This window comes from Methanolobus sp. (assembly GCF_016278365.1).
In the GTDB taxonomy this organism is placed as follows: domain Archaea; phylum Halobacteriota; class Methanosarcinia; order Methanosarcinales; family Methanosarcinaceae; genus Methanolobus.
Genome location: NZ_JADQBZ010000011.1, coordinates 173,529 through 184,324, shown reverse-complemented (window position 1 = coordinate 184,324; position 10,796 = coordinate 173,529). Strand labels below are relative to the sequence as shown.

The 10,796-nt window shown below is 44.6% G+C and carries 15 protein-coding genes; 1 reads left to right on the top strand and 14 read right to left on the bottom strand.

Annotated elements, in window-relative coordinates; all coding sequences use genetic code 11:
* Window positions 1-89: 89 nt before the first annotated feature.
* The 14 genes from QZZ22_RS12640 to QZZ22_RS12575 all read right to left on the bottom strand — a co-directional run bounded on the left by QZZ22_RS12640 (window position 90) and on the right by QZZ22_RS12575 (window position 9,545).
* Complete coding sequence (locus tag QZZ22_RS12640) at window positions 90-449, bottom strand: DUF2149 domain-containing protein (protein WP_292465455.1); 360 nt, start codon at window positions 447-449, stop codon at window positions 90-92.
* Window positions 446-1,069, bottom strand: a complete 624-nt coding sequence (locus QZZ22_RS12635) for a MotA/TolQ/ExbB proton channel family protein (RefSeq protein WP_292465453.1) — start codon at window positions 1,067-1,069, stop codon at window positions 446-448. The genes QZZ22_RS12640 and QZZ22_RS12635 overlap by 4 nt, the downstream gene beginning before the upstream one ends.
* Window positions 1,070-1,071: 2 nt before the next feature.
* Window positions 1,072-1,746: a DUF2162 domain-containing protein gene (locus tag QZZ22_RS12630; RefSeq protein WP_292465451.1), complete on the bottom strand. Its 675-nt coding sequence runs from the start codon at window positions 1,744-1,746 to the stop codon at window positions 1,072-1,074.
* A gap of 395 nt (window positions 1,747-2,141) precedes the next feature.
* On the bottom strand, window positions 2,142-2,291 hold the full coding sequence (locus tag QZZ22_RS12625) for a 30S ribosomal protein S27ae (RefSeq protein WP_292465449.1): 150 nt from the start codon (window positions 2,289-2,291) through the stop codon (window positions 2,142-2,144).
* A 17-nt stretch (window positions 2,292-2,308) separates the two neighbouring features.
* Complete coding sequence (locus QZZ22_RS12620; RefSeq protein WP_292465447.1) at window positions 2,309-2,608, bottom strand: 30S ribosomal protein S24e; 300 nt, start codon at window positions 2,606-2,608, stop codon at window positions 2,309-2,311.
* Window positions 2,583-3,179, bottom strand: coding sequence for a GTP-dependent dephospho-CoA kinase family protein (locus QZZ22_RS12615; protein ID WP_292465444.1), 597 nt, complete (start codon window positions 3,177-3,179; stop codon window positions 2,583-2,585). Before QZZ22_RS12615 ends, QZZ22_RS12620 begins: the two co-directional genes overlap by 26 nt.
* Window positions 3,180-3,365, bottom strand: coding sequence for a transcription elongation factor subunit Spt4 (gene spt4, locus QZZ22_RS12610; protein ID WP_292465442.1), 186 nt, complete (start codon window positions 3,363-3,365; stop codon window positions 3,180-3,182).
* Window positions 3,366-3,380: 15 nt separating this feature from the next.
* A complete protein-coding gene (locus tag QZZ22_RS12605; RefSeq protein ID WP_292465440.1) occupies window positions 3,381-3,947 on the bottom strand; it encodes a DNA-directed RNA polymerase in 567 nt (188 codons plus the stop codon).
* A 62-nt stretch (window positions 3,948-4,009) separates the two neighbouring features.
* Window positions 4,010-4,387, bottom strand: a complete 378-nt coding sequence (locus QZZ22_RS12600; protein WP_292465437.1) for a DNA-binding protein — start codon at window positions 4,385-4,387, stop codon at window positions 4,010-4,012.
* Complete coding sequence (locus QZZ22_RS12595) at window positions 4,384-5,610, bottom strand: translation initiation factor IF-2 subunit gamma (protein WP_292465436.1); 1,227 nt, start codon at window positions 5,608-5,610, stop codon at window positions 4,384-4,386. Before QZZ22_RS12595 ends, QZZ22_RS12600 begins: the two co-directional genes overlap by 4 nt.
* Window positions 5,611-5,897: 287 nt before the next feature.
* Window positions 5,898-6,653 (bottom strand): RAD55 family ATPase, encoded by a 756-nt coding sequence (locus QZZ22_RS12590; protein WP_292465434.1) that lies wholly within the window; start codon window positions 6,651-6,653, stop codon window positions 5,898-5,900.
* Window positions 6,654-6,822: 169 nt separating this feature from the next.
* Window positions 6,823-7,980 (bottom strand): formate--phosphoribosylaminoimidazolecarboxamide ligase family protein, encoded by a 1,158-nt coding sequence (locus tag QZZ22_RS12585; protein WP_292465432.1) that lies wholly within the window; start codon window positions 7,978-7,980, stop codon window positions 6,823-6,825.
* 104 nt (window positions 7,981-8,084) lie between these two features.
* Window positions 8,085-8,690, bottom strand: a complete 606-nt coding sequence (locus tag QZZ22_RS12580; protein WP_292465430.1) for a stage II sporulation protein M — start codon at window positions 8,688-8,690, stop codon at window positions 8,085-8,087.
* A gap of 6 nt (window positions 8,691-8,696) precedes the next feature.
* On the bottom strand, window positions 8,697-9,545 hold the full coding sequence (locus tag QZZ22_RS12575; protein ID WP_292465428.1) for a DUF63 family protein: 849 nt from the start codon (window positions 9,543-9,545) through the stop codon (window positions 8,697-8,699).
* A 179-nt stretch (window positions 9,546-9,724) separates the two neighbouring features.
* On the opposite strand from QZZ22_RS12575, the gene QZZ22_RS12570 reads away from it, so the two are divergent.
* On the top strand, window positions 9,725-10,783 hold the full coding sequence (locus QZZ22_RS12570) for an NAD(P)-dependent glycerol-1-phosphate dehydrogenase (RefSeq protein WP_292465579.1): 1,059 nt from the start codon (window positions 9,725-9,727) through the stop codon (window positions 10,781-10,783).
* Window positions 10,784-10,796 lie beyond the last annotated feature (13 nt).

Below are 10,796 nucleotides of genomic sequence, written 5' to 3'. Positions count from 1 at the left end.
CGTGTTTTCCATTCTTATTATTCACAAGTTATTTTTATAAATTATAGTTGTGTTAAAACAACCTAACTTGTCCAGTAAGGCAAAAAAAATTATGTTGAAGTCATGTTTTCCTCCTCCGGCACATAGACCACTCTTCCGTCAGCAAGTTTGTAAGCCGTACCAAGGGCCTCTCCGGTTCCTCCTCCGATCTGGTCTGTCATATTCATTATCTCGATAGGTTTGCCTTGTTCTTTCATGATGATCTGCATGTCTTTCTGTCCGGGGTTCTTCACGATGGTTATGTCCTCGTCAGTTAATAATTCCGGTATGTTGTAGGACATTACCAGTGCTACCAGGAGTGCAACTGAGAATACCATTGCAATATCGAAGAGATTGGCAACCCCTGTGAGCGGGTTTTGCTCATCCTCGTTGGTGATGAGCCCTGTTCGTCTGTATCTTCGCCTTCTCATTCCTGCATCTCCAGCGTATCCAGGATATAATCGATGTCAGCCATATCCTGCCAGTACCATCTTTTCCTCACCTGGGTGAGCACATAGGCAATGGTGCCTGCGAAAAGTCCTACAACCGTTGTTGCAAATGCTATCATGAGGTTGTTTGCAAGTTGTTCGATATTGCCCTGGGAAAGTCCTATTAGTGCAGGTCCCAACGGTATCAGTGTTCCCATCAGGCCGAGCATCGGAGCGATCGTCGCGACGATCCTTGTCTGCTCAAGCCTTTTTGCCATCATTATCTCATAGTCCTGGGAAAGCCATTCTATAGAAGCAACGGTGCTCTTTTCAAGATGTTCTGCAGCAGCTTTTGCAAAGCCTGTTACCATGAAGTTCTGTTTGATGTTACGCAGGGAAATTGCAGCTTTCCCAAAAGCAGCCTTATTCATATGTTCTTTTATATCATGGCAACAGTCCTGCAGGTTCTTTACATCACGATGACGCCTTGCGTATTCCGAAAGGAACTCTCCGATGAGAATAAGGGAGTGGACTACCATTCCCAGCAGGATTATTATTACGGGGTACAGCAGTGAAGCTGAAAAAGTGTACAAAATACCGAACAATGAAGAAGTTGTATCCATTTTTATTGACCTCTCATATAATTAAAAGCAAATCCGCCAAGTATAAATAACGATATCACTACCAGCGGAACGATATCCAGGCCTCCGCCTTCGATGGTTGAAATATTCAACTGTTTTGCCTTTATATAGGCAGGAACTATCATGGCTCCCATCAGGTAGAATATACCAAGGAACATCATAGCTGTCCCAAGGTCTTCAGGTGTTTTTCTCATACTCTTGAAGACCCATGTGGATGATACCACTGACAGGAAGAAAACGATGCCTACTATGACACCGACCTTCCATCCGCTTATCTCAAGGCTTGAGGCAAGGAGCATGCAGGACACAAAAAGGGCTGTCAGGCAGACAGGGCATGGTACCGAGATAACAAGGAATGTCTTTTTTGAGACATCATGCCCGCAGATCCATTTTTTCTGAGTATATATCCCGACCGCGATAAGGATGAGCGCAATAAGGACGTGCAGGGTCATTCCAAGACCTGCTATTCCCTCCAGATACGACTCATCCACCAATCCTACAAGACTTCCAAGGATAACTGATATGACAAAGTAACCTGTGGCCAGGATGAGCACATCCCGTTTCCGTATACTCGAAAATCCACACCCTACTCCTGTTTTCAGCCCAAAGATGAATATGGCGATAAGAATGCCTACAACTGCAGCATAAATAGTATCCATTTTGAATCACCAACTGTTTATAAAGACAATAACCCAATCTTGACATTTGATTTCTATATATAGCTTAAGGTGCCAATATGTATATTTTAGTTAACACATGTTAATTGCTATAACTGATCCAAATGTTTGCATTTTAGGTAATACTTACCATGTATTTTAATCTTACTAATCGGTACTGCTAAACTATAGTATCTTTACTGCACTAGTAAGTATAAATATAAAGTCAATGCTATTTTCATTATGGGGTATACTTTTATAATAATTCTTATCTGCTGTTATAAATCTTCGGGCAAGTAGGCATGACAAGATTAAAAGTATGCATTGAAAAGCCAAAACAAAAAAAGTAGGAATAAAATCACAACTTGTGGCCGTGATTAAAAATAGATTGAATATAATTATTTCTTGAACTCAGTGTATGCGCACTTACCACAGGAACGTCTGTCCTTGTGTTCAGCCAGGAATACACCCTCTCCACAGCGGGGGCAGATCTGGTTTGCCCTCTCAATGGAATCGCCACTGACCTTGTAGTAATCTTTTGCAGCCATTATTTCACCTTTGGAAATTATTCTTCTTTTACTTCCGGTTCAGGAACTGTGTTCCTTTCCAGTATATAGTTTTTCTCGATCTGTTTCATGCGCTCTGCACTCTCATATATCTTTACATATGCTTCAAGTGCCTGTCTGCCGAACTCGTTACCCATCTTGTGGACGACTACCAGTTCAAGAGGTACGTTCAGCATAGCTGCTATCTTTCCTCTGACAACACTTCTTGCAGGAGTTGGTCCTTCATAGTTAATGCTGAAGTCAATCTCACGCCTGTTAAGGAGTGCGTTGGTGTTATCCTTCATGATCTTTATGTCCATCTAATTTCCTCCAAATGATTTCCGTATCTTCATTATGGCCCTGTGCTTCAATGATCTTTGTTAACAGGTCCCTGATTTCTTCTTTTTTTGATTCTGTGATTTGTACAAGTACAACTCCCTGGTCAGGTTGTCCGTACAACACTGCTGAACCTTCGGGAGCCATCAGCATGGCGGGTACAGCTGCAAGGTCTTCTTCGCCGCGCACAAATATCCTCACACGGCAGTTCGATGCAATTGCATCACCCACAGCGTCTATCAAATCCCCGGTTATCACCCCGGCCGGATTATCAACGGATATTTCTCTGAAGCCTTTATGCTTTGTGCCCACCACGACCCGGTCAGAAGCCGGTCCGCGTTTTGTCCGGTCATCCACTATAAGGATGTCCGGTATGATATCTGAACTGAGCAAGTGGAATGTAGTAACATCACCTACGGATATAAGTTTTGTGGGACTATCCAGGTCCTTGGATAGTTTTCTGATGGTGTCATCACCAGTGCCTGTGTACAATGTGCCAAACAGTCTGCGAAAAAGAGGCCTGACAGATTCAGGCAAACTTATCTGCACACCCAATCAGCGCACCTTCAATGCATACTTGTCTGCTACCTTGACATCTATCTTCTTTGCAATCTCTGAACGCTCGGGATCTATGATAACGACCATGCCACTCCAGTCCGAGCTGAGGTTGCTGGATCCACATATGGGGCATGTCTGGCTTGTTAATATACGATGGCATTCACGGCAAACCTGTTCACCCATCTCCATCCCTCCAAATTATTGTGCCTTCTCTGCGCTGGGTTTCTTATCTTCTTCCAGCCATTCCATTTTACCGAGGGAATGCTGTCTCATAGTAAGACCTATTTTACTTTCCCTTGGTTCTCTTTCGTTGATACTGACTGCAACGACACGTGCCCTGACCTTGTCGCCTTCTCCAAGCGACCTTCCGCCGCCCTTGCTGATTAGCCTTCCATTCTTGCCATCGTAGGACATAAAGTCATCAGTTATCTGGCTCACATGTAAAAGCCCGTCCATTGCACCAATACTTATGAATGCACCAAAGTCAACAGTCTCAACAACTTCACCCTCGATGACTTCCTGGATGACAGGAACGAACACTATCGCATCAAATGTAGCATCATAATAGACGGCTCCATCACCAACAAGGATGTGTCCTTCTCCGATAGCATCAATCTCAGTGATAGCTACAATGGCACCTAGCGCTTTATCAATTCTGCCTTCGAGCTTGTCTCTTAAGGCACTCTTCACATTTGCCCTTACGTCTCCACCCAGAAGGTTAGGAGCCACACGAATAGTGTCCGCGAGCCTCATCTTTTTGTACATGTGATTAACTCCGAAAATCCTGTATGATTGTCATATTTATATTCTGATTATCTTAACTGAACCTATATATCATCCGTGATATTGCCAAGCCTGTTCTTCTGGCGCAGGCATATAATGGGGATATGTTCACTTTCCAGCCTTTTCTTTAATCCGATATCATTTGTCAGCACTGCTGCGCTAAGTTCCATTGCAAGCCCGATAATGACATCATCGGCATGGCCGGAAACATCTATAATTTCGCATCTCTGTGAAAGTGAAAGTGCGATCTTTGCTGCAATCCTGTCTTTTCCACGGAGTTTCTTCCCAAGGCTCTCGAGTTCTTTTACCACAGCAAGCGGCACAATGAACCTGTCGTATCCCAGTCTTTTGAGTTCCTCGAATATATCAACTTTGAACTGGACAGGTATCATCAGGCCGTTGGTGTCGATAATGACTTTCAACCCTTGATTACTCCTACACCGATAAGGCGCCAGCGGGAGCCAACCCGCCTGCTGATAGCCACCGTTGCTCCGATCTCGGCGCAAACTGGCCTTTTCAACTTAACCTCTGCGATATCCTTCCTTGCACTTGTCACAGTTCCTACTGTGGTTGCTGTGCCCACATTGAGCATCAGGGGCTCGCTTGTCTTGATCGGGCCTATTTTCTCCTCATCAGTGACCCCTACTACCCTGTCCAGAAGGTGTAAGTCAAGTGTGAAAGAATCATGTGTTGGAGGCAAGGTCCCCGGTATTCCTGCAACCTGCCCTGTAAGGGAATCGCTCTTGGTTAATGTAGGATCAAGACTGGTCCCTACTGCAAGCAGTCCTCCGGGGGTTGCTTCTTTAACTGTTTCCTTCCCTGCCACTATCCTTGTTATTTTAGTCCTGACTGGCTTCCATCTGGTAGTTCCTTCACTTTCGATCTTGATGCCCGGGCATATTTCCAGTTCATCGCCAGGATGCAGGACTCCTTCTGTAAGAGTGCCACCTATAACTCCTCCTGTGATGCCACTGATGGCAGTTCCGGGCTTATTGATGTCAAATGATCTTGCAATAAGCATATGTGTGGGCTTGTCAAGTTTGTGGACAGGTGTCGGGATCATCTCTTCCATTGCCTGGATCAGGGCATCAATATTGGTGTTCTGCTGTGCTGATATGGGGACAACGGGTGCGTTTTCAGCCACTGTACCCTTCACGAACTCCTTGATCTGGTGGTAGTGTTCCACCATTTTTTCTCTTGAGACCAGATCAATCTTGTTCTGCACGATTACCAGGTTCTTGATACCGATAATGTTCAGTGCCATGAGATGCTCCTTTGTCTGAGGCTGGGGGCAGGTCTCGTTGGCTGCTATGACAAGTATCGCACCATCCATAATGGCAGCTCCAGAAAGCATCGTTGCCATCAATGTTTCGTGTCCTGGTGCATCAACAAAGGAAACAGTCCTTAGTTCTTCGGATGCCTCACCGCATCCCTCGCACTTGTCTGAAACTGTATAGCACTGAGGTTCGGGGCAGTTAGGACATTTCCGGAATGTGGTATCTGCATATCCCAGACGGATGGATATGCCGCGTTTCATCTCTTCACTGTGCGTGTCTGTCCATATGCCGGACAGTGCACTCACAAGCGTGGTTTTTCCATGGTCGACATGACCCACCATGCCGATATTAACACTAGGCTGACTCAATTTTTAAATTCCCTCCCGGTTGGGTATAAAGTTTATAAGTATAAAATCACGGACGATTTGATCGATTATAATTTAAGTTTGTGGTATCATTTCATTTATGGTATTTAAATGATTTCTACCATTTTTAAAATGCATATATTCCTATCCAAGGTCGTGGAGTCTTTCTCCCTATTATTTTTATCATGTATATAACTTGCTGTGCATGAATGAATAATTATCCGGTATTCGGAAGGCCCTGTTAAACATATGCTGCCTCAATTCAAGATCCGGTAAGGGGTGACACAACTTCATACTGTGATATCAAGAATGCCGCGGAGGACTTCATCTCTCTGGAATATCTTCTCTATCTTAATTCCCATAGGTGTTATCCTGAAGCTCATGGGTTCAAGAGCTATATTCGTGCAGCGCATCTTTGGTATATACAGTTGCCTTAAGCCCTTACCTGTTCTTTCGTCCCTGTTGACATACATATTGATGCTTCCAAATACGATATGTTCGGCAATGCTATCTTTTTCCCCTGATTCATCCTGACCTATCAGAAAAAGACTGGTGCACTTTTTATTTGACAGGATGTCATTGATCGTGAAGAACTTGTCCGCAAACTCCTCTACACTGTGATAGAGGGATAGCATATCCAGATTGTCAATTACTACTACCTCCACATCATCAGGTATTTCCAGTACGCTTTCCACACTGTCCTTTTCCAGGAAACCAATGCCACTCCCAAGTCTGGAAGCATTGTGTATTTTATTTGTCCTGATCTCAAAGGATTTTGTTATCAGGAGTTTTCCATTTTCTATGCATTTCCTGAAATCAAAGCCAATGTTCTCCGCCTGTTCCAGGAAACTTTCCACATTGACATGTGTGAGCATAAGCATGCATCTTTTTCCGTCTCTGCATGACCTGTGAAGGAAGTGCGTGGCAAGTATGGTCTTTCCCGCCCCCGGGGGTCCTCTGACAAGGAGGCCGTGGCCTGCAGGATATCCTCCTTCCAGTATCTGGTCCAGTTCTGCGATTCCGGTCGGTATCCTTTTGATGTGCATTATTAGAATATAATATATTTACATATATAAAAACTGTTCCATATTATGGTTTTTTGTTCTCCATACCTTTCATGATGATACTGGGCTATAACTAAGGGATGACTATTATGTAAGTCCAGTCACATCAGGCTCCTGCAGATGCAAAAAAGAATCAACCTGAGTGTCCTGCTCAGGTTATGATTTTGTCCAGCTGGCCTGTCTCGATGGCCTTTCTTATTTCAAAAGCCATGCGTCTTCCAGTGCTCATTGGCTTGCGCCAGGTGGTGTTACCGTAGGGATGCCCCACCGACATATGTACATTGGTACCGCCTCCGACTCTTGGAGCTACATCATAGATGTAGAAGTTAAGATCCTTGTCAACGCAGGTCTGCAGACAGAACGGGCCTATTACTCCCGGGTCATAATATTTTCTGGCGGCCTCTATGTATTTCTCTGCCAGGGAAAATGCTTCCTCAAGAAGTGACTCCCTGAGTGTTGCTGAGTTGTGACCGCATACAGTGTATTCAGGAGTGAGCTGGTGTGTTGCAAGTGACATCTGCTGCGGTGCCGGTAGCCTCACGTGCCCGTCGAGGCTGGTCTCAAACCTCCAGTCAACCCCCAAAAGTTCGGTCTTGCTCATCTCTGACTCAAGGGGTGAATAGAACATATCCAGATTGAATACCGGCCCGATTATGTATCTCTCTATCCTTGCATGCTCAAGAGCTTCCAGAGTAATGACTCCCTGTTTCAGAAGAGCCTGCGACTTCTCGAGGTACTGCTCGTATGTACCGGCTGTGAAAAACCCTCTCTCCAGTTTTTTGACAGCATGGGGTAGTTTGACCATCACAAGCTCATCGATATCCTGCGGGTCCTCTATTCTTTCCGGAAATGGCAGCCCTGCCTTCTCAAGTAGCCAATAGTAATCTCTCTCGATGCCTCTCTCCTCGCTCCTGAGCATGTTCCTGCTGCCCACAAGAGGAACACGGAACTCGTTCTCTATATCATCGATGCCGCAGTAGGACGTGAATGAGCGGTTTGGAATGAAAAGGACGTTGTTATCGACCAGTTTCTTCTGGTTCTCGGGACTTATAACCTCATTGAACTTCTTCAGACATATTGATTCATCCACGATTCCCCTAACTACATTTCCTTCAATATCTCTCTGGGACCTGAAGTATTCCGTATATGTCTTGTCACGTCCCTGCTGGCAGACTGCAAAGGTCCTGAAGCCCTCTTCTATAGCACCGTCAAAGATATCCAGTGCAGAATGTGAGGCAACAGAGCCTATCTTTATGTTGTCAGTATCATAACCTTCGATTATCTCTATGATATCTTTCCTGTTGATCATGTTTAGCCTCGGTTTTCTCCGCAAATGTTCTAGTCATTAATAAATCTGTTTACATTATCAATTACATATATTGTCAGCCAGTCACCATTAACCTTATGATGTCCTTATGTACCTGCAACCAGGTACATTATCACGGGCGTGATGAACGTCTCGATGAGCGCAGCGATGAATATGAGGGGCACCATCCAGTAGAAGAAGAATTTCATTCCTTTTATGAATTCATTTTTTATACCTGAAGGCTTTCCGGCAAGAGCCAGCAAAACCTCATAACCAATCCTCATCCCGATCGAAGTGGAAAGCAGCAGGAGGGGTATCTCTATTATACCGTGAGGGACAAGCCCGGAAACAATAAATGCAAGGCCGTTCTCAACAAGCAACAAGCGGACGATCGTACCTATTATGAATCCGTTTAGAACCAGGACCAGCAGAGGTACTATACCCAATACTGTACCAAACAATATTGCAATGAACATTGCTATGGTGTTATTGATAAAGATCAGCAGCATAATCTCCAGGGGTGAGAGGCCTTCCAGCATTTCTACAAGTTCCTCAAGCCCCGATATGGATTGCATGGCATATTCTGGGTAAATTCCGTATGTAATATAACCCACTGCTATAGACAGGACAAAAACTATCGTGCTGAGCACGATATATGGCTTGAGGGCAGTAAGGTATGCCCTCAGGTTCTCTCTTCTTTCCACATTAATCATAATGTCTTACACTCCCAACATCATCCGGATCGTGTTCCTGACAGCAGGTGCCAGTCCCAACATGATTATTACCAGTTTAAGGAACGTTTTCAGGGTCTTTGATTCTTCGTCTTCATTGAACTGGGTATCAAGTATGTATATTACTGGCAGGAAGATTAAAAGTTTTAGTGGATACATCACCAGGGCTGTACCTGTCAGGTCGATGAGAAATGCAGGCACTACGTGTTTTTCGTAGTATCCTAGGAAATCGACACCTGCAAAAGTGGATGAAGCGTCCAGCAAATGCACTCCCAGTATGGAGAGGTTTAGTTTATTTTTGAGTATATCAGAGCCTGCCCGGTCGAATGCCAGATAGAGTACGTAAAGCAGTGCGCTTGCAGAAACGATAACAAATATCGGTACCCATGGAAGAGCAATATCTTCCAGGTGAAGCAGGTAGGCTATGTTAGTAATAAACCATGCACACCCAAAGAGTGCAAATACTACCTCAAAGTCTTTGTCCATTGATCTGCTCACCAGTTTTGCAAGGATGAGGAAGATCACTGTTATAAAGAAAACCAAAAAATAGATATTCGGGGTTATGAACAGGTAACTGACAGGAGGTTCAAGCATGCCGGTATCTTCTATAACCCTGAGCGATGAACCTGCGAGTATGAAAGGAATCACTGCGGCTGTAAGCCTGTCACTGATACTGACATCCATCTTCCTTAGTAATTTTACTATGCCAAATATACATATCCCTAATATGATTGCCCATGTAACAGTGTTAACTATATTGTAACCACTATCGTGCAATATCGGGTCTATGTAATATTCGTTTATTAGCTGGCTGATTTTGTCTATAATTGGAACCATTTGTGATCACAGCAGTAATGTAATATAGGAATATCCTAATACAACAAATGTTTAATAGTTTATGGGGAAAATCCCATTGACAGTAGTTTTTATATAAGGGCGATCCTCTCTAAAGGCAATATATAGTAAGATATTAATTAAATATACTACTCAAACCAGCAGGTATAGAATTGATCCCCATGCAAGATGGAATGAAAAAGTGGATGCAGCTACCCAGGGACGTGCTGATAGGTCACGACGTCATCTATGATATAACAGATGTTTGCAAAGATCTTAAACTTGGCAAAGACCCTGTTATTGTCACAGGCAGTAATACCAGGAAGATAGCCGGAGATATAGTCTGCGATCTGCTGAACGACTGCGGGCAGGATGCCAGGGTAGTAGTGTCAGCGGAAGCCTCTATGGTCGAAGTAGAAAAAGTTAAAAAAGAGGCTTTTGAGCACAACTCTTCATATCTGATCGGTGTTGGCAGCGGTAAATCCATCGATGTTGCAAAGCTTGCCGCCACACAGCTGGATGTCCCTTTTATGAGTGTTCCAACGGCTGCATCACATGATGGTATTGTTTCCTCGAGGGCCTCTATTCGCTGCAACGGGAAGGCAAGCTCGATAGAGGCAAATGCCCCTATGGCTGTGATAGCTGACACAGCGATCATATCAAAAGCTCCATACCGCCTGCTTGCAGCAGGTTGTGGTGACATCATCTCTAATTATACCGCTGTCAGGGACTGGGAGCTTGCCTATCGTCTGACAAATGAACCCTTCAGTGAATATGCTGCGGCTCTGTCCCGGATGACTGCAAAGATTCTGATCGATTCGGCTGATTCCATTAAACCTGATCTTGAGAGCTCTGTAAGGATGGTTGTCAAGGCCCTTGTATCCAGTGGTGTTGCCATGAGCATTGCAGGCTCGTCAAGACCGGCTTCCGGTTCAGAACACATGTTCAGCCATGCTCTGGATATGGTCTCTCCGCATCATGCGCTTCACGGCGAGCAGTGTGGTGTGGGAACTATCATGATGATGTATCTGCATGGAGGAGAATGGAGTAAAATAAAAGAGTGCCTTGAAGTAATAGGTGCTCCCACGACGGCCGAAGAGCTGGGTATTGAAGATAGGTATATATTAGAGGCGCTTCTTGTTGCACATACTATCCGCCCGGAAAGATATACGATACTCGGAACGGGCCTGACACCCGCAGCCGCTGAAAAAGTAGCACGTATTACTAAGGTGATCTCATAATTAATCTTTCAAG

What these genes read in the sequence shown, in the direction of transcription:
- QZZ22_RS12640 (WP_292465455.1), bottom strand. Translation starts at nt 449, where the DNA reads ATGAGAAGGCGAAGATACAGACGAACAGGGCTCATCACCAACGAGGAT.
- QZZ22_RS12635 (WP_292465453.1), bottom strand. Translation starts at nt 1,069, where the DNA reads ATGGATACAACTTCTTCATTGTTCGGTATTTTGTACACTTTTTCAGCT.
- QZZ22_RS12630 (WP_292465451.1), bottom strand. Translation starts at nt 1,746, where the DNA reads ATGGATACTATTTATGCTGCAGTTGTAGGCATTCTTATCGCCATATTC.
- QZZ22_RS12625 (WP_292465449.1), bottom strand. Translation starts at nt 2,291, where the DNA reads ATGGCTGCAAAAGATTACTACAAGGTCAGTGGCGATTCCATTGAGAGG.
- QZZ22_RS12620 (WP_292465447.1), bottom strand. Translation starts at nt 2,608, where the DNA reads ATGGACATAAAGATCATGAAGGATAACACCAACGCACTCCTTAACAGG.
- spt4 (WP_292465442.1), bottom strand. Translation starts at nt 3,365, where the DNA reads ATGGGTGAACAGGTTTGCCGTGAATGCCATCGTATATTAACAAGCCAG.
- QZZ22_RS12605 (WP_292465440.1), bottom strand. Translation starts at nt 3,947, where the DNA reads ATGTACAAAAAGATGAGGCTCGCGGACACTATTCGTGTGGCTCCTAAC.
- QZZ22_RS12590 (WP_292465434.1), bottom strand. Translation starts at nt 6,653, where the DNA reads ATGCACATCAAAAGGATACCGACCGGAATCGCAGAACTGGACCAGATA.
- QZZ22_RS12585 (WP_292465432.1), bottom strand. Translation starts at nt 7,980, where the DNA reads ATGATCAACAGGAAAGATATCATAGAGATAATCGAAGGTTATGATACT.
- QZZ22_RS12580 (WP_292465430.1), bottom strand. Translation starts at nt 8,690, where the DNA reads ATGATTAATGTGGAAAGAAGAGAGAACCTGAGGGCATACCTTACTGCC.
- QZZ22_RS12575 (WP_292465428.1), bottom strand. Translation starts at nt 9,545, where the DNA reads ATGGTTCCAATTATAGACAAAATCAGCCAGCTAATAAACGAATATTAC.
- QZZ22_RS12570 (WP_292465579.1), top strand. Translation starts at nt 9,725, where the DNA reads ATGCAAGATGGAATGAAAAAGTGGATGCAGCTACCCAGGGACGTGCTG.